The 17,364-nt window shown below is 68.8% G+C and carries 13 protein-coding genes and 2 tRNA genes; 3 read left to right on the top strand and 12 right to left on the bottom strand.

Translation table 11 applies throughout. The features are described from left to right. The 5 genes from ACZYZE_RS16990 to ACZYZE_RS16970 all read right to left on the bottom strand — a co-directional run. The coding region (locus tag ACZYZE_RS16990; RefSeq protein WP_463909042.1) for a hypothetical protein at positions 1-524 on the bottom strand (524 nt) is incomplete at its 3' end. Between the two features lie 24 nt (positions 525-548). Then, a complete protein-coding gene (locus ACZYZE_RS16985; RefSeq protein ID WP_463909040.1) occupies positions 549-1,208 on the bottom strand; it encodes a TetR/AcrR family transcriptional regulator in 660 nt (219 codons plus the stop codon). Continuing rightward, on the bottom strand, positions 1,205-3,253 hold the full coding sequence (locus ACZYZE_RS16980) for a YhgE/Pip family protein (RefSeq protein ID WP_463909038.1): 2,049 nt from the start codon (positions 3,251-3,253) through the stop codon (positions 1,205-1,207). Before ACZYZE_RS16980 ends, ACZYZE_RS16985 begins: the two co-directional genes overlap by 4 nt. Continuing rightward, a complete protein-coding gene (locus ACZYZE_RS16975) occupies positions 3,250-3,969 on the bottom strand; it encodes an ABC transporter ATP-binding protein (protein WP_463909036.1) in 720 nt (239 codons plus the stop codon). Before ACZYZE_RS16975 ends, ACZYZE_RS16980 begins: the two co-directional genes overlap by 4 nt. A gap of 152 nt (positions 3,970-4,121) precedes the next feature. Beyond that, entirely contained in the window at positions 4,122-5,585 is a 1,464-nt protein-coding gene (locus tag ACZYZE_RS16970) for a dihydrolipoyl dehydrogenase family protein (RefSeq protein ID WP_463909034.1), read from the bottom strand. Positions 5,586-5,735: 150 nt separating this feature from the next. Here ACZYZE_RS16970 and ACZYZE_RS16965 point away from each other — a divergent pair, with 150 nt between their 5' ends. Further along, complete coding sequence (locus tag ACZYZE_RS16965) at positions 5,736-6,488, top strand: FadR/GntR family transcriptional regulator (protein WP_463909032.1); 753 nt, start codon at positions 5,736-5,738, stop codon at positions 6,486-6,488. An 87-nt stretch (positions 6,489-6,575) separates the two neighbouring features. On the opposite strand, the gene ACZYZE_RS16960 is transcribed toward ACZYZE_RS16965, so the two are convergent. After that, positions 6,576-6,649 (bottom strand) — tRNA-Arg (locus ACZYZE_RS16960). Between the two features lie 275 nt (positions 6,650-6,924). Between ACZYZE_RS16960 and ACZYZE_RS16955 the strand changes: the two genes are divergently transcribed. Next, positions 6,925-8,751, top strand: a complete 1,827-nt coding sequence (locus tag ACZYZE_RS16955; RefSeq protein ID WP_459319501.1) for a phosphoenolpyruvate carboxykinase (GTP) — start codon at positions 6,925-6,927, stop codon at positions 8,749-8,751. A gap of 489 nt (positions 8,752-9,240) precedes the next feature. On the opposite strand, the gene ACZYZE_RS16950 is transcribed toward ACZYZE_RS16955, so the two are convergent. The 4 genes from ACZYZE_RS16950 to ACZYZE_RS16935 all read right to left on the bottom strand — a co-directional run bounded on the left by ACZYZE_RS16950 (position 9,241) and on the right by ACZYZE_RS16935 (position 12,938). Next, positions 9,241-10,401 carry a globin domain-containing protein gene (locus tag ACZYZE_RS16950; protein ID WP_463909030.1) on the bottom strand — a complete coding sequence of 387 codons (1,161 nt, stop codon included), beginning with the start codon at positions 10,399-10,401 and terminating at the stop codon, positions 9,241-9,243. 151 nt (positions 10,402-10,552) lie between these two features. Further along, positions 10,553-11,002 (bottom strand): RrF2 family transcriptional regulator, encoded by a 450-nt coding sequence (locus tag ACZYZE_RS16945; protein WP_459319508.1) that lies wholly within the window; start codon positions 11,000-11,002, stop codon positions 10,553-10,555. Positions 11,003-11,022: 20 nt separating this feature from the next. Beyond that, positions 11,023-11,493: a hypothetical protein gene (locus ACZYZE_RS16940; protein WP_463909028.1), complete on the bottom strand. Its 471-nt coding sequence runs from the start codon at positions 11,491-11,493 to the stop codon at positions 11,023-11,025. A gap of 26 nt (positions 11,494-11,519) precedes the next feature. After that, positions 11,520-12,938, bottom strand: a complete 1,419-nt coding sequence (locus tag ACZYZE_RS16935) for a phosphomannomutase/phosphoglucomutase (protein WP_463909027.1) — start codon at positions 12,936-12,938, stop codon at positions 11,520-11,522. A gap of 138 nt (positions 12,939-13,076) precedes the next feature. Here ACZYZE_RS16935 and ACZYZE_RS16930 point away from each other — a divergent pair, with 138 nt between their 5' ends. Beyond that, entirely contained in the window at positions 13,077-15,278 is a 2,202-nt protein-coding gene (locus ACZYZE_RS16930; RefSeq protein WP_459319511.1) for a RecQ family ATP-dependent DNA helicase, read from the top strand. A 60-nt stretch (positions 15,279-15,338) separates the two neighbouring features. Here ACZYZE_RS16930 and ACZYZE_RS16925 read toward each other — a convergent pair whose 3' ends face one another. Further along, complete coding sequence (locus tag ACZYZE_RS16925; protein ID WP_463909026.1) at positions 15,339-16,967, bottom strand: phytoene desaturase family protein; 1,629 nt, start codon at positions 16,965-16,967, stop codon at positions 15,339-15,341. 216 nt (positions 16,968-17,183) lie between these two features. Then, positions 17,184-17,271, bottom strand: a tRNA-Ser gene (locus tag ACZYZE_RS16920). Positions 17,272-17,364 lie beyond the last annotated feature (93 nt).

Below are 17,364 nucleotides of genomic sequence, written 5' to 3'. Positions count from 1 at the left end.
GGCGGCGCCGGCCTGGCGGCCGCGTCCCTCGGGGCCTGCCGGGACGCGGACGACCGGGTGGCGGGTCTCCGGGGGGCGGCGCCCCTGGCGGTCGACGCCGGGCGGCGACGCGGGGCATAGGCGGCGCCGCGCGGACCCCGTCCTGGGAGTACCGTGCCGGCAAACAGCAGGAGCAGCGTGGCCGCGCCGGAGGCCGCCGCCAGGTAGAAGTACAGGTCCGGACGATCGGAATCCACCCGGGCGGACATGGCATCCGGATCGGCGTTGAACGCCAGCCCCCACTGCCGCAGGAAGGCGATGCCGAACGCGATGACGAGGATACTGCCAATCCCGCTCGCCACCAGGGTCCTGTGCCGCCGGCGGATGACCACCTCGGCCACGCACGCCACGTAGGCCGCAACGGCGGCGGCCAGGAACCACAGGCCCACCGTCTCGTGCAGCGTGATGCCGGTCAGCGCCAGCAGCGCCAGGGCAGCGAAAAAAGCTCCGATGGCAATCTTGCCGCTGATACCCATGTGGCGCATGGGACCAATCATCCCCGAGAAGGGCTACTTCACGAGGTAGCCGCGCATGGACGCCATAATCGCGGCGACACTCTGCTGCCGGGTCCGCTCCGGGTTATACGTCTGCCGGTCCAGGCCCACCACGAAGCAGGCCCCGAAGATAGCGGTCTCCAGGCTGCCCCGGGACACGGCGGGATCCACCGGGTAGACGGCAGCCACCCCGTCGATGGCGGCTCCGACCACGGCGAGCAGCCGTCCGCGGAGCTCGGTGAAGGTGTCCTGCCACTCGCTGGGGGTGCGCCAGTTCTCGCTGACCCAGAGCCGGGCAAAGGACGGGTACTCGTCCATGAAGTCCATGGCCTGGCCGATCATCCCGTCCATCGCCACGAGCGGGTCGGCCGAATCGTCCCGGACGCTCAGGAGGCGTGCCAGCAGGATATCCACGCCGTGGCGCAGCAGCTGGGCGATCAGGTCCGACTTGCTGCCGAAGTTGTAGTACACCGTGCCCTTGGAGACCCCGGCGGCCGCCGCGATCTCGTCGACCGTCACCCCGGCTACGCCGCGCTCTCCGATCAGTTCCATCGAAGCCTCGAACAGCTTCTGCCTGGTCGCGTTGGTGCGGGCGGGCCGGAGCTTCTTCGCGGTTCCCGCCGGAGTGTCCGCGTCGCCGGAGAACGCCGTGCTGCTGTCGGTTCGGCTGCTCATACGGCGATCTCCGGTTTCAGGGTCTTGAGGGTCCAGTACTTGTGCTTCCGCACGGCCAGGGTGGACATGGCGGTACCCAGCAAAGTGTAGCCAAGCAGCCCCAGCATGGTGGGCAGGATGACGGCAAGGTCCGCGCCGTAGATTAGGTGCCGCATGCCGTTGACCACGTACCCCATGGGCAGGAGCTGGTGCACCACATGGAGCGGCTGGGGCGTAGTCTGCCAGGGGAAAGTGCCTCCGGAGGAGACCAGCTGCAGAACCAGCAGGATGAGCACCACCAGTTTACCGGGGGATCCCAGCAGCGCCACCACGCCCTGGATGATCGCGCTGAACGCCATCGCGGCGGCCAGCATGAGGAACCACATCAGCCACGGGTGGGCCGGATTCAGGCCCAGCCCCACATCCACCACAAGGGTGAGCAGGCTCGCCTGGACGGCCGAGACGGCCAGGAACGGCAGCCAGCCGCCGACGGCGATTTTCCACGCCGGGGCGTTGGACGCAAGCGCCCGCTGGGTGACCGGCCGCATCGCCTGGATCAGCATGAACACGCCGATCCACAGGGCCAGGGTGAGGAAGAAGGGGGCGAGGCCCGCGCCGTAGGAACCGGCCTTGGCCTGCGAGACGTTGCTGACGGCCACCGGATCCGCCATCACCTTGGCGAGGCTGTTCTTCTGGGTGTCGTCGGGGTTAGGGACCTGGCCGGCGCCCTTGGCGAGTTCACCGGCGAGGTTGCCTGCGCCGTCGGAGGCCGTGGCCGCCCCGGTCTCCAGCTGCGCCGCACCGTCGTCGAGCTTCTGGACACCTTCGGCGAGTTTTGCGGAACCGTCGAGCGCGCCCTGCTGCCCGGCGGCGAGGGTGGCGGCACCGCTGGACAGCTGGTCCGCGCCGGTGGATGCCTGGCTGATGGCGCCGCCGAGGGCGGGGGTGGCACCCGCCAGCCTGGCCGCCCCTGCACTGACGGCAGCGGACCCGTCCGCCAGTTGCTGGATCTGTCCTGCTGCAGTCTTGAGGGAAGCCGCGGGGCCCGCGGACGCGGGCGGGGTTGCGTTGGCATCGAAGTCCGCCAGGATGGCCTCCGCCTGGGCCGGGGTGATGGCGCCGGCCGAGACGAGCCGGCTGTTGGAGGCCGTCACCCGGTTGCGCTGCGCCTGGGCGGAAGCCTGTTCGGAGGCGGTGAGCTGGCCCGCCAGGCCCTGCACCTTGGAGTTGAGTGCCGCGTTCCCGGCCGCCACCTGCGCTGCGCCGTCCGCGAGCTGGCGTGTGTCGGCCGGCAGGGTGGCGGTCTTGTCTTTGAGCTGCGTGAGTCCGTCGCTGAGTTGGCCGGCGCCGCTGCTGACCGCGTTGGCGCCGTCCCGGAGCTTGAGTTGGCCGCTGTAGAGCTCCGCGGCGCCGTTCTTGAGCCCGCCCGTGCCCTGGTGCAGGGTGGCCGTCCCGTCGTGGAGGCTGGCGAGGCCGTCGGCGAGTTTCCCGGCGCCGTCGGAAGCCTTGAGCATCTGGGCGTGGATGCTCCCGAACCCGGTGAGGAGCTGGTTTGCGGTTTCCTCGCCCACCTCGGTGGCCACGGTGGTGTGCACGGCGGTGGTGAGCTTGTCCACGATGGTGCTCAGCAGGTAGTTGTTCGCGTCGTTGGTGGTGACGTTGAGCATGGCCTGGTTGGCGGCGTCGAAGCTGCCGGGCGAGACGAGGTTCGCGGAGAAGTCCCTGGGGATCTTGAGGGCGAAGGCGTACTTGCCGCTGCTGACGCCCTGGTCCGCTTCCGCCGTGCCGGCGACCGTCTGCCAGTTGAAGACGTGCCCGTCCACCAGGCTGTCGGCGACCTTCCGGCCGGCCTCGAGCCGGGTTCCGTCGGCCGATGGTGCGCCGGTGTCCTCCACCACAAGCGCCGCGTCGATCTGGTTCAGCTTGCCGTAGGGATCCCAGTTGGCATAGAGGTAAACGGCGCCGTACAGCAGCGGCACCATGGCGAGCGCCAGGATGGTCAGCTTGGGCAGCAGCCCGCCGGTCATGCGCTTGAGTTCGGAGCGGGCCAGCCGCAGCACAGTCACTTTGCGTCCTTAATATTCAGTGTTGCGGGTCCGTCATGAGAAAGGTCTTCGTCAGCAAGGGAGCCCGCGTGGCCGATCGCGGCTGCGTTCCCGATGGAGACAACGGGCCCGGTCCAGCCAGCCGGGACGCACATGACGGTAGCGACGACGGCGAGCGGCCGCCCGGCGTCGTACGCCAGGGACTCAAGCCGCGGCAGCCAGTCGGCCGGATCGGGGCCGTGCCGGTCCGGGGAGTCGACCACGAGCAGGTCAGTGTGCGGGTTGGCGAGGGCCAGGGCCGTGAGCAGCTCCATCCGTCGGGCGGCCGGGAGCTGCTCGGTCCACAGCCCGGCGATGTCCTCGAAGCGGTTGACCTTGAGCCAGGGCTTGCTGAGCAGCGGGCCCCGGTAGCGGCGGGGGACCAGGGCCAGGTCCTCGGTGACGAGGTCCCGGACGCTGAGGTGCTGCTCGGGTTCATTCACCCCGGGGGAGTCCACCACGGCGCTCGCCTGCCGCAGGGTCTTGATCCGGGCGCTGCGATCCCACTCCGTGCCGTCCCAGTCAAAGCGGCCGCCGGAGGCTTTCAGGCGCCCGCTGAGGGCCAGGGCCAGAGCGGTGCGCTGGTCCTGGCGGTTGCCGGAGACCAGCAGGAGCTCGCCGCGCCCGGCCTGCAGCGACGTGGCCGGCAGCAGCTCGGTCCGTCGGCCGTTCACGGAGAGCTGGTGCACGCGGAGCAAGGGGAGCCTTTCGCAGAAGAATGTCTGCTTCAAGGCTAACTGAACTGACCAGTCAGTTCAAATAAGATGCGGAGGCTGTGATGAAGCGGATCTTCCGGCCCGCCCGGTGTGCCGCCCGGACGGCCGGCACGGGTGTGCCGCGCCGGACGTGCTCAGAGCCCGTACTCCTCGAGCAGCCGGAGCCAGACCTCGCTGATGGTCGGGTAGGACGGCACGGCATGCCACAGCCGGTCCAGGGGGACCTCGCCCACAACGGCGATGGTGGCGGCGTGCAGCAGCTCGGCCACATCGGGGCCTGCGAAGGTGGCGCCGAGCAGGACCTTGCGCTCCTCGTCGATGACCAGCTGGGCCCAGCCGGCGTAGTGCTCGGCGTGCAGCGAGGACCCGGCCACCTGGATGGGAAGCTCCACGGAGGAGACCCGGAAACCGTCCTTTTCCGCCTGCTGCACGCTCCGGCCCACATTGGCCAGCTCCGGGTCGGTGAAGACGACGTTGGGCACGGCATGGTCATCGGCGGTCTGCGCGTAACGGCTCCAGGGTGCCGGCTCGCCGTGGAGCTCGCCCCTGGCCCGGGCAGCGATGGCGTCGCCGGTGGCGCGTGCCTCGTATTTGCCCTGGTGGGTCAGCATGACCTTCCCGGCGGCATCGCCGGCGGCGTAGAGCCAGGGCCCGCCTGGTGTTCCGGCGTCTGTTGTTCCGGCGACCAGGCCGGTGGAATCGGTGCCGAGCAACAGGCTCTTGCCGTCCGCGGCGGCGAGTCCCACGCTCTCCAGTCCGATCCCTTCCAGTGCAGGGTGCCGGCCGGTGGTGACGAGCAGCTTGTCCGCCGTGACGGTGCCGCCGCCGTCGAGGACCAGGGTGAGGGAGCCGTCGTCGTTTTCGCTGACGCTCGTGGTGGCGGTGTTGAGGTGGAGCTCGACACCGTCCGCGCGCAGGCCCGCCGCGACCAGCTGGGCGGCCTCCGCCGGGAACATCCCCAGCAGCGCGCCGCGTGCCACGAGCGTCACCGCGGCGCCCAGCCGCGCGTAGGCCTGGGCCAGTTCCGTGCCGGCAACTCCGCCGCCGAGCACGGCCAGCCGTGCGGGAATCTCCCGGGCCGACGTCGCCTCCCGCGTGGTCCAGTACTCGACGTCGGCCAGTCCTTCGATGGGCGGCACATTGGGGGCGGACCCCGTCGCGACGACGACGGCGTGCCGCGCCGAGAGCGCGTAGCTGTTGCCGTCCAGTCCGGCGACCTCCACCTTCCGCGGACCGGTGATCCAGCCGTGGCCGCGGATCAGCTCGATCCCGGTCTCCTCCACCCATGTGACCTGGCTGTCGTCCTGCCAGTTGGAGGTGAAGGAATCGCGGCGCTTCAGGACGGCGGCCACGGCCAGGGTCCGGGTGACGGCCTCCGCGGCGCCGGGGACCGTCTGGGCGCCATGGAGTGCGGTGCCTGGCCGCAACAGTGCCTTGGAAGGCATGCAGGCCCAGTAGGAACACTCGCCGCCCACCAGCTCGGCTTCGATCAGCACCGCGGTGAGTCCGCCCCGGACCACACGCTCCGCCACATTTTCGCCCACGGCGCCGGCGCCGATCACAATGACATCGAATTCCCGCTCAAGCTGTGCCGTCATGGCAAAAGCCTACGCCCGGGCTGTGACCGCCCGAGGAGGGGGCCGGGGGTGTCGGTTCCGGGGCGGCGCCGGCGCGGATTCCGCCGGGATGGGCCCTTTGCAGGACGTGGGACCACCGCTACTGTTGAATCGATATCTGGGGGAGGAACCATGGCCTTGACCGCCGGCAATGCGACAGCAGGCAATCCTCGGCCGCAGGCGAGGTTCAGTGCTCACGCGCGGCTCCGCGCCTTGCAGTCCCACATCATGGACCTGATCCTGGACCGCGGGTTGGAGGCCGGAGATCCGCTGCCCACCGAAAACGAGCTGTCCACGGCCCTGGGGGTGGGCCGCAACACGCTGCGGGAGTCCCTCAAGGTCCTCCAGGCCCTGGGCGTGATTGAAATCCGGCACGGCTTCGGCATGTTCGTGGCCCCCAGCAACTTTGATGCCCTGACCGACGGCCTCACGTTCCGGGGCCGCCTGTCCCTGCGGCATCACGGGCAGGAAGCCCGGCAGCTCGTCGAGGTGCGGCAGGCGCTGGAGTGCGGGCTGATCGGGGCCGCCATGGAGCTCATAACGCCGGAGCAGCTGGCCGCACTCGAGGAGGCCGTACTCCGGATGGAATCCCTCGCCGGGTCAGGGGAGCACTTCGTCGAAGCCGACGCGGACTTCCACCGCAGGCTCTTCGAACCGCTGGACAACGGACTGCTCATCAGCCTGCTGGGCGTCTTCTGGACGGTCTACCGCCGGATCCATATCGAGCTTGGCGGCACGGACGCCGTGGATCCCATAGCGGAGGCGGCACGGCACCGGGGGATCTACGAGGCCGTGGCCGCGGGGGACAAGATGCTGGCAGCCGGACGGCTCAACGCCCACTTCGACGGGATCCGGCGTCGAATAGCCCGCTACGTCACGCAGTAACGCGGTCCGCTCCGCCGGGGGTTTAAACGAAGAAGATCCGCACCGGCGGACCGGTGCGGATCTTCTTCTTGTGTCTATTTCAATGTGTGCGCCCAGAGGGATTCGAACCCCCGGCCTCCTGTTCCGTAGACAGGCGCTCTATCCAGCTGAGCTATGGGCGCATCTTCGGTTCTTGGAGCTTCTCGCCCCCCGAACCTCGAATTACTTTACGCGAGGTGGGGCTGTAGTTACAAATCGAAATGGGTGTAATCTGGCTGACTAGACCGGTCTACGTGACCTTAGTCACAAAATAGGCAGGGAACGGCAGGGTACTTCCTTGAATTTCCGCGGTTTTGATTCTGGCGGTCCCGGTCATCCCCTGTCTGGGCCCGAAGCTGGGCCCCGCGCGGCACCTAGCATTTAGGACACACGAATGAACCCGAGGAAGGGAACCGTAATGGGAGATCTGGCGCGACTGCCGTTGCTTGAAAAGGCACCCACCACACATGCCGGCCTGCTGGCGTGGGTTGAAGAGGTGGCTGAACTGACCCAGCCGGACCGGATCCACTGGGTCGACGGTTCCGAAGAGGAGAACACCCGGCTCACGGACGAACTCGTGGCCGCGGGCACGCTGACCCGGCTGAACGAGGAACTTTTCCCCAAGTCCTTCGCGGCATTCTCTGATCCCGCCGATGTGGCCCGCGTCGAGGAACAGACCTTCATCTGCTCCGAGCAGGAACGCGATGCAGGCTTCACCAACAACTGGATGGCTCCGGCCCAGATGAAGGAGAAGCTGCGCGGCCTGTTCGCCGGCTCCATGCGTGGCCGCACCATGTACGTCATCCCGTTTGTTATGGGCCACCTTGACGCCGAGGATCCCAAGTTCGGGGTGGAGATCACGGACAGCGCCTATGTGGTCGCCTCCATGCGCATCATGGCCACGATCGGCACCGAGGTCCTTGGCCGCATCACCGCCACGAATGCCTTCTTCGTCCCCGCCCTGCACTCCCTGGGGGCCCCGCTGGCCGCCGGCCACGCCGACGTCGCGTGGCCCTGCAACCCGGACAAGTGGATTGTGCACTTCCCCGAGGAGCGCTCCATCTGGTCCTACGGCTCCGGCTACGGCGGCAACGCCCTGCTGGGCAAGAAGTGCTACGCCCTGCGCATCGCTTCCGTGATGGCCCGGGACGAAGGCTGGCTCGCCGAGCACATGCTCATCCTCAAGCTCACCTCACCCGAGAAGAAGTCATACTACGTCTCGGCTGCCTTCCCCTCCGCGTGCGGCAAGACCAACCTCGCCCTGCTGGATCCGACGATCGAGGGCTGGAAAGTCGAAACCCTCGGTGACGACATCACCTGGATGCGGATCGGCAAGGAAGGCGAACTGCGCGCCACCAATCCGGAGGCCGGCCTGTTCGGCGTCGCCCCCGGCACCGGCTGGGGCACCAACCCCAACGCCATGCGCGCCATCGCCAAGGGCCACAGCATCTTCACCAACGTCGCCCTCACGGACGACGGCGGTGTCTGGTGGGAGGGCATGACCGACGAGACCCCCGCGCACCTGACCGACTGGCAGGGCAACTCCTGGACCCCCGATTCGGACAAGCCGGCGGCGCACCCGAACTCCCGCTTCTGCACCCCGATCTCCCAGATCGACATGCTGGCCGAGGAATACTTCAGCCCGGACGGCGTCGAGCTGTCCGCGATCCTGTTCGGCGGCCGCCGCAAGACCACCATTCCGCTGGTGACCCAGTCCCGCACCTGGTCCAACGGCGTCTTTATGGGCTCCACGCTCTCCTCCGAGACCACCGCCGCCGCCGCAGGCCAGGTGGGCGTGCTGCGCCGCGACCCGATGGCCATGCTGCCGTTCATCGGCTACGACGCGGGTGACTACCTGAACCACTGGGTTAATCTCTCCGCCAAGGCCAACCAGGATCGCCTGCCCAAGATCTTCCTGGTCAACTGGTTCCGCCGCACGGCCGACGGTGGCTTCGCCTGGCCCGGGTTCGGTGACAACGCACGCGTCCTCAAGTGGGCTATCGAGCGCATCGAGGGCAAGGCTGCCGCTGTCGAGACCCCCATTGGCTTTGTGCCGGCCGCCGGCTCCCTGGACCTCACCGGACTCGACCTGACGCACTCCCACGTGGAGGATGCCGTCCGCGTCGACCCCGAGGAATGGGCCGCCGAGCTGGCCTCCATCGAAGAGTGGTACGCCAGGTTCGGTGACTCGCTGCCGGAGGCCCTGCGCTCCGAGCTCGATGGCCTGAAGGAGCGCCTCAGCTAGCGGCCCCAGCGCCTCCCTCGCTTCGCTCCGCCGGGGAACCCTCGGCGGCTGAGGTTCCTTTAGTACGACGGCGGCCCCGCACCTTTGAAAGGTGCGGGGCCGCTTTTCTGTGCTCCCCGGGCAGATCCGGTGGGCAGATCCAGCTGGATTCGCGCGGGCCTGAGCGGGGCCGCCGTCGTGCGTGCCGCGATTTCGGGTGGTGAGCCGCGCGGGCAGATCAGGGCGGATATCCTCCTCGCATTCGCCCTGATCTGCCCACGCGCGGGCCTGAGCGGGGCCGCCGTCGTGACATGAGGTTGATGTGAGGTGACGGGCCGGCGGGGGATACTCCGGATCGACGCCAAACAACGACGGCGGCCCTGCACCTTGCGAAAGGTGCGGGGCCGCCGTCGTGCGTGCCGCGATTTCGGGTGATGAGCCGCGCGGGCAGATCAGGGCGGATATCCTCCTCGCATTCGCCCTGATCTGCCCACGCGCGGGCCAGGGCGGTTAGCTCGCGAGCCAGATGTCCGGCCCGAAGACCTCGTAGTGGATCTTCGTGGCCGGGATGCCGGCGTTGATGGCCTCATTGCGGATGCTCTTCATAAAGGGCAGCGGGCCGCACAGGTAGAGCGAGGCGTTGGCGGGCAGGTCCACTTCGCGCAGTGACATGAAGCCCTCCCTGGTTCCGGCGACCGGGCGCTCCAGCCAGAGCTGGAGATCGGCGCCGTTGAGGCGCTCGACGTCGTCCGTCATCTGGGAGCGCAGTGCCCAGCTGTCCAGGTCGCTTTCTGCGTGCAGGACCAGGACCTGGCGGTCCGAGCCGGACTCGGCGAGGGAGCGCAGGATGGACGCGGTGGGCGTGCAGCCGATGCCGGCCGAGGCCAGAACGACGGGGCCGTCGCCGTCCTTGAGCGTGATCTCGCCGTAGGGGTTGGAGATCTCGAGGATGTCGCCGACCTCCACGGTGTTGTGCAGTACCGGGGAGACCTCGCCGCCGTCATCGAGCTTGGTGGTGAAGGTGCGGCTGGCGCCGGCATCGCCGGACAGCGAGTACTGGCGGACCTGGCGCAGGCCGTCCGGGAGGGTGACCTTGACGCTGACGTACTGGCCCGGAAGGGCGGCGGTGATGGGGGTGTCGTCGGCCGGTTCCAGGGCGAAGGTCATGGAGCCGGTGCCGGCGGGGGCCTTGGCGGCGACCTTCCAGGGGCTCCACATCACGCCGTTGGCCTGCGCGGCATAGAGGCCCTTTTCGAGTTTGATCAGCGCGTCGGCCATGAGCCAGTACACCTCGGTCCAGGCCTCGGCGATTTCCGGGGTGATGACCTCGGCCAGGTCTTCGGCGATGGCGGCGAAGAGGTGCTCGTAGACCACCTGGTACTGCGGTTCGGTGATGCCGAGGGAGGCGTGGCGGTGGGCGATGCGGGACAGGACGGTCTCCGGCAGGGTGCCCGGGTTGCTGACCAGATGGCTGGCGAAAGCGGCGATGCTTCCGGCCAGGGCCTGCTGCTGGTTGCCGGAGCGCTGGTTGGAGCGGCTGAAGAGTCCGTCCATGAGCTCCGGATGGGCGGCAAAGAGGCGGGCATAGAACTTGGGCGTGATGTCCCCGATCCGGGAACCGACCAGCGGCAGGGTGGCCTCGATGACGGGGAAGGATTTGTCCGAGAGCATACTGACTCCTGAGATAGTGGCCCGGGGGTCTTCTGCCGGACCGATGAAAATACATGCATTTGAAATACGAGTATTTATACCTCTGTTCTACAGGGAGTAGAAAAGTTGCACAAATCGGCGGGATTCCCGGGCGTGGCGCGCCGGGGGCGGCTCAGAGACCCGGGCGAAGCCCGATCGCCTGGAACACCGGCATCATCTGCCGCGAGGTCGGCAGCGACGCGACGACGATCTCGTCCAGTTCGCTGTAGAAGGCCTCCCGGGCGCGGGACAGGGCGCCGCGGAGCAGGCATTCGTTGATCAGCGGACACGCCCCGGCGGCGCTGACGCAGTCTGCCGGGTCAGCCCGGGTATCCAGCTGGCGCAGGAGCCGGCCCACCGTGGCCAGCCGGCCGGCGCTGCTGAGCCGGGAACCGCCGTGGCGGCCGCGCTCGACGTCGATCATGCCCAGTTCGCGCAGCTTCGCCATCGCCTTGCTGACATGGTTATAAGGCGTTGCGACGGCGTCGGCGATGCTCTGGGTGGTGAGAAGGTCGCCGTCGGGCGCGGCCGCGAGCACCATCATGGCCCGCAGGCTGACATCCGCGAAGGCGTTGATCTTCATAACACCAGCTTACGGCCGGTCTAGTCCACCCAGACGCCGGGCTGGTTCGCATCGGCCGAGAGCTCGCCGAACTCCAGCTCGCGCGTAGCGGGGTTCGCCGCGTAGGGCAGCACCGCGGCGAACAGCGAACCGTCGCGGTGTTCGGCGGCCACATGGATGGCGTCCGAGTTTTCCTCGAGCAGGGTGATGTCGCAGACGACGGCGGCGGCACGGAACTCGTCCCGGTGCTGCCGGAGCAGTTCGGTGAGGTCGCCGATCATCGAATCGGCATCGAAGTCCGCGTCGGTGCCCTCGGCCGCGTCGGCGGGGGTCACGGCTACCAGCCGGACCTCGCCGTCGTTCTCGACCACGAGGGCAAACGGCAGGAAACCGCCGTTGCGCTCGAGCTGTTCCTGGGCGGCGCCGACGCCGGTGCCGAGCAGGTTCTCCAGATCGGTTGCGCTGGCCTCGGGGACCGAGTCACGCCAGGAGTCAGCGGGGATTTCGGACATTTCCGAGGACATTCCGGGCATCCCGCCTAGCCCCGGACCATCGCCAGGACGCGGTCACGGACGCGCTCCATGGTGGCTTTGTCCGTGGCCTCGACGTTCAGGCGGAGGAACGGCTCGGTGTTGGAGGGGCGCAGGTTGAACCAGTAGCTGCCGTCCGTGGCGATGAAGGTGCTGCCGTCCAGGTAGTCCACCTCGACGTCCTCGGTGAGGAAATCGTGCCGGACCCGCTCGATTGCCGCGGCCTTGTCCTCGATTTCGGAGTTGATCTCACCCGAGGACATGTAGGGCTCGTATTCGCGGCCCAGCCCGGACAGTGGTCCGTCCTGCTCGCCGAGGGCCGCCAGGACGTGCATCGCCGCCAGCATTCCGGTGTCTGCGTTCCAGAAGTCGCGGAAGTAGAAGTGCGCCGAGTGCTCGCCGCCGAAGATAGCACCTTCCGCGGCCATAACGGCCTTGATGAAGGAGTGGCCCACACGGGTGCGGACCGCGCGGCCGCCGTGGCGCTCCACCAGCTCGGGGACAGCGCGGGAGGTCAGCAGATTGTGGATGACAGTGGGATTTTCCTCGCCCAAGCCCTGTGCGCGGGCGATCTCGCGGCGGGCCACCATCGCGGTGACGGCCGAGGGGGAGACAGGGTCTCCCTTCTCATCGATCACGAAGCAGCGGTCCGCGTCGCCGTCGAACGCCAGCCCGATGTCCGCGCCGTGCTCGACGACGGCGGCCTGCAGATCGCGCAGGTTTTCCGGCTCCAGCGGGTTGGCGGGGTGGTTCGGGAAAGAGCCGTCCAGCTCGAAGTACAGCGGGACGATCTCCAGCGGCAGCTTGGGCAGCAGGGCACCGCCGAGCACCGCAGGCGTGGTGAGGCCGGCCATGCCGTTGCCGGCGTCCACCACGACCTTCAGCGGCCGTGATCCGCTGAGGTCCACGAGGCTGCGCAGGTACTCGGCATAGCCCTTCAGGACATCGTGCACGCCGATGAGGCCGCGGCTGGCGGCGGCGGGGATGGAGCCGGTATTGAGGTACTTTTCGGCCAGGGCCTGGATCTCTAGGAGCCCGGATTCGGAGGAGATCGGTACGGCGCCGGCCTTGGCCATCTTGATGCCGTTGTATTCGGCCGGGTTGTGGCTCGCGGTGAACATGGCGCCGGCTGCGTTGAGGGCGCCGCAGGCGTAGTAGAGCTCGTCCGTGGAGATCAGGTCGAGGAGCTGGACGTTGGCGCCGCGGCGGGCCGCGCCGTTGGCAAAGGCCTTGCTGAACTCGGGGGAGGAGGGGCGCATGTCGCCGCCGACCAGCACAGTCTGGCCCTCCAGCTGCAGGACGTCGACGAACGCAGCCCCCACTGCCTCGACGATTTCGGCGGTAATGGATTCGCCCACAATGCCGCGCACGTCGTAGGCCTTGAAGGAGGCCGATAGGTCAAAAGTCTTTGTCTTTTCCGTAGTCACGCGTCCTATCTTACGTTGACGCCGGATTGCCCTGTGGAGGAGCAGTGCCGGCGCGCGACAGCGCAGCGCTGGTGTGATTGTCCACATGTCCGGGCACCGGGCTACGTAGCTGCCAGAGGGGACTGGGATACTGAAGCAATGGCCAATAACCAGAACGCTGCCGTCCTTTCCGCCTCCAACCCCGCTCCTGCCTCCGGTTCCGCCGGGGTTGCCGGGACGCGGGAACAGGCCCAGGAAGTGCTGCGCGAGCTGGTCGGGCACCCAGCCGCGGAGTTCCACGACGGCCAGTTTGAGGCCATTGAGGCCCTGGTCGACGGCGGCCGGCGCGCCCTCGTCGTTCAGCGCACCGGCTGGGGAAAGTCGGCCGTGTACTTTGTCTCCTCCCTGCTCCTGCGCCGCCGCGGCGCTGGACCCACCCTGATCGTGTCCCCTTTGCTGGCCCTCATGCGCGACCAGGTGGCGGCTGCCGCCCGCGCCGGGGTCCGCGCCGTGGCCATCAACTCCGCCAACCAGCTGGACTGGGACACCGTCCGCGAACAGCTCGCGGCCGACGAGGTCGATGTCCTGCTCGTCTCACCGGAACGGCTCACCAACCCGTCCTTCCGCGAAAACCAGCTGCCCGAACTGATCCGCCGCACCGGGCTCCTGGTCATCGACGAGGCCCACTGCATCTCGGACTGGGGGCACGACTTCCGCCCGGACTACCGGCGCATCGCGGACCTGATCACGCAGCTGCCGGATTCCGTTCCGGTGCTGGCCACCACCGCCACCGCCAACTCCCGGGTGGTCCACGACATCGAGGAACAGCTGGGCACGGGCGTGCTCACCATCCGCGGCGCCCTGGGCCGGGAGTCGCTCCGCCTCGGCGTGTTGACCCTGCCCGACTCCCGCGACCGGCTCGGCTGGCTGCTCACGCACCTGAAAGACCTGCCCGGCAGCGGCATCATCTACACCCTCACCGTGTCCGCGGCCGAGGACACCGCACGGCTCCTGGCCGAGGCCGGGCACGAGGTGCTCGCCTACACCGGCCGCACCGACCCGGCGGACCGCGAACGCGCCGAGCAGCTGCTTAAGGACAACCAGGTCAAGGCCCTCGTGGCCACGTCCGCCCTCGGCATGGGGTTCGACAAGCCGGACCTCGGGTTCGTGGTGCACCTGGGCGCGCCGTCCTCGCCGGTGGCGTACTACCAGCAGGTCGGTCGTGCCGGCCGTGGCGCCGCCAACGCCGATGTGATCCTGCTGCCCGGCTCCGAGGACCGCGACATCTGGCAGTACTTCGCTACGGCGTCGATGCCGTCGGAGGAGAAGGCCGCCGCCGTGCTGACAGCCCTCGCCGAAGCGGGGACCGCAGTGTCCACGGTGGCGCTCGAAGCGCGGGTTGACCTGCGCCGGACTCCGCTGGAGCTGCTGCTGAAGGTGCTGGCCGTGGACGGGGCCGTGGAGCGGGTCGGCGGCGGCTGGCGCTCCACCGGGCAGCCGTGGAGCTACGACGCCGTGCGGTACAGCCGGATCGCCGAGGCCCGGGTGGACGAGCAGGATTCCATGGTGATCTACCAAGACACCGCGGGCTGCCGGATGGAATACATCACCTCGGTCCTGGACGACGAGACCGCGCACGCCTGCGGCCGCTGCGACAATTGCGCCGGCCAGTGGTTCCCGGCCGATATCTCCGCCTCCGCCACCGAAGCTGCGGGCCAGACGCTGAGCCGCGCGGGCGTGCCGCTGGAACCGCGGCTGCAGTGGCCCAGCGGCATGGACCGGCTGGGTGTCCCGGTGAAGGGCAAGATCAAGCCCGAGGAAAGCCTCGCCAACGGCCGGGCACTGGCCCGGCTCACGGACCTCGGCTGGGGTGGCGCCCTGCGCGAGGCGTTCGCCGCCGGAGCACCGGACCGCACGGTGGATCCCGGCATGCTGCAGGCCTGCGTCCAGGTCCTGCGCGAGTGGGGCACCGGAGACGCGCGCACACCGGGCTGGAGCGGGGCAGGCCGTCCCGCCGCGATTATCAGCATCCCGTCCCGCGGAAAGCCGGCGCTCGTGGATTCCCTGGCCCGGGGCATCTCGGAGATCGGCCGGATCCCGTACCTGGGGCAGCTGCAGCTCCAGCACGGCGGACCGACGGGCGGGCGCGGCGGAAACAGCGCCTACCGGCTGGCCGGGGTCTGGGACCGGCTCGTGGTGGGACCGGAACTGGAAGCGGCCCTGGCCGGGATCCAGGGTCAGAGCGTGATGCTCATCGACGACCTGGTTGACAGCCGCTGGACCGTGACCGTCGCCGGTCGTGCCCTCAGGCTCGCGGGCGCCGGGGCGGTGCTGCCGCTGGTGCTTGGCCAGGCCGGCTGAGCCGAGCCCGGGGCCAGCTGAGCCAGGGCCCAGCGGGAAGGGCATGACCGGGCATGGTGCTCAGGAGCCCGGAGCCGGGTCTGATTCCAGCACCGCCATCGCCGCGTTGTGCCCGCCGATGGCGCTGACGGCACCTCCGCGCCGCGCACCGGAGCCGCAGAGCAGAATCTGCGGGTCATCGGTCGCCACACCCCAGCGCAGTGCGGGGGTGTCCAGCGGCGCGTCGTCCTCCACGAAGGGCCAGTCGAGTCCGCCGTGGAAGATGTTGCCCCGGGGCATGCCGACGGCCCGTTCGATGTCCAGGGTGGTCTTGGTTTCGATGCAGGGCCGGCCGTCCGGGCCGGCCAGCAGCAGTTCCTCGACGGGTTCGGCCAGCACGGAGTTCAGCGACTTCAGCACGGCGGCTTGAAGCTCCGCGCGCCGTTGCTCGTTGTTGTCGGCCGTGATCAGCCGGTCCGGGACATGCAGTCCGAAGACCGTGAGGGTCTGGGCCCCGGAGGCCTGGAGTTCCGGGGAGAGGATGCTGGGGTCGGTGAGGGAATGGCAGTAGATTTCGCACGGCAGCGGATCGGGCACGGTTCCGGCGGCGGCACTGAGGTAGGCGGCGTCGAGCTGTGACCAGGTCTCATTGATGTGGAACGTCCCGCCGAATGCCGCTTCCGGACTCACGCTTTCATCCAGCAGCCGGGGGAGCCTCCTGAGCAGCAGGTTCACCTTGACCTGGGCGCCCTCGCGCAGATGATTGGGGTTCTCAGTGGTGCGCGGCGCAGGGGAGCCTGCTGCGGCGCCGGAGTTCCGGAGCCGGTCCAGCACCACGGGAGCCACGTTGGCTAGGACCCACTGCGCCGTGGCGTTGTGGTCCGCATAGTCGTGGCGGTATCCGACCACACCGCCGGGACCGATTGCCGTGACGTCCGCGGACGTCCGGATGGTTGCGCCGGCGGCGCGGGCGGCGCGTTCCAGCTCCCCGGACACCGCGCCCATGCCGCCGATGGGAACGTCCCAGTCGCCGGTTCCGCCGCCGATCAGGTGGTAGAGGAAGCAGATGTTCTGCTGGAGGTCCTGATCGTCCGCCCGGGAGAACGTGCCGATCAGCGCATCGGTCAGGACCACGCCGCGGAGCAGATCGTGCTGCAACCCGTCGGCTATCGCCTTCCCGATCGGTTGTTCGATCATGGCCTCCCAGGCTTCAGCCGCCCCGGCCTGGACTGCCAGGGCGCGGGCCTCGGACCTCGTCCGCAGTGGCGCGGTCATGGTGGGCCACAGGGCCTCGGTGAGTTGGCGGCAACCGGCGTAGAACTCAGTGAAGGCGCGGAAGTCGCCGTCGGGAGCGCCGACGGCGGCAAAGGACGCGGCGGTGGCCGCGGCATCCTCGTTGTCGATCAGCAGGGCCCGGTCGCCGTTGTTCGGGTCCGGGGTATAGGACGAATAGCGGCGCCGTGCCAGCCGGATCCGCAGTCCGAGGTCGTCGACGATCTGCTGCGGCAGGAGGCTCACGAGGTAGGAGTACCGCGAAAGGCGGGCGTCGACGCCGTCGAACGCCTGGGCGGACACCGCGGCACCGCCGGGGTGCTCGAGCTTCTCCAGCAGCAGGACCCTGCGGCCGGCCTGGGACAGGTATGCTGCCGCGGCCAGGCCGTTGTGGCCGCCGCCTACGATGATCGCGTCAAACGCGTTGTTGCTCGACATGGGCCTATCCTGCCATCCGGCCGGCCGGGAAGGCGCCCGGTGTCCGGCACCCGGACGCGCCGCGGCGGACTGCCCGAAGCCCGCGGGCAGATCAGGGCGAATGTGGGGCGCCGATCCGCCCTGATCTGCCCGCGCGGCGGCACACACCGGCACCCGGCGCCCGGCGATGTTGCTCGGGCATGCAAAAGGCCCCGGTCCAGGGACCGGGGCCAAACGCGGAGACGGGGGGATTTGAACCCCCGGTGGAGTTTTGCCCCACACTTCATTAGCAGTGAAGCCCATTCGGCCGCTCTGGCACGTCTCCATTTGCTAATAACTAGCCCACCAAGAATACGCAGAAGGGGGCATGCAGCGCAAAACGGCCAACGCGGGGTCACATCGCGCCCATGTCAGGCCT

Source organism: Pseudarthrobacter woesei (assembly GCF_055412745.1).
This window is presented reverse-complemented; position numbering and strand designations above follow the sequence as displayed.

Excerpts from the sequence above, each read along its gene's own strand:
- ACZYZE_RS16985 (WP_463909040.1), bottom strand. The coding sequence starts at position 1,208 with ATGAGCAGCCGAACCGACAGCAGCACGGCGTTCTCCGGCGACGCGGAC.
- ACZYZE_RS16940 (WP_463909028.1), bottom strand. The coding sequence starts at position 11,493 with ATGTCCGAAATCCCCGCTGACTCCTGGCGTGACTCGGTCCCCGAGGCC.
- ACZYZE_RS16965 (WP_463909032.1), top strand. The coding sequence starts at position 5,736 with ATGGCCTTGACCGCCGGCAATGCGACAGCAGGCAATCCTCGGCCGCAG.
- ACZYZE_RS16945 (WP_459319508.1), bottom strand. The coding sequence starts at position 11,002 with ATGAAGATCAACGCCTTCGCGGATGTCAGCCTGCGGGCCATGATGGTG.
- ACZYZE_RS16930 (WP_459319511.1), top strand. The coding sequence starts at position 13,077 with ATGGCCAATAACCAGAACGCTGCCGTCCTTTCCGCCTCCAACCCCGCT.
- ACZYZE_RS16925 (WP_463909026.1), bottom strand. The coding sequence starts at position 16,967 with ATGTCGAGCAACAACGCGTTTGACGCGATCATCGTAGGCGGCGGCCAC.
- ACZYZE_RS16950 (WP_463909030.1), bottom strand. The coding sequence starts at position 10,401 with ATGCTCTCGGACAAATCCTTCCCCGTCATCGAGGCCACCCTGCCGCTG.
- ACZYZE_RS16970 (WP_463909034.1), bottom strand. The coding sequence starts at position 5,585 with ATGACGGCACAGCTTGAGCGGGAATTCGATGTCATTGTGATCGGCGCC.
- ACZYZE_RS16955 (WP_459319501.1), top strand. The coding sequence starts at position 6,925 with ATGGGAGATCTGGCGCGACTGCCGTTGCTTGAAAAGGCACCCACCACA.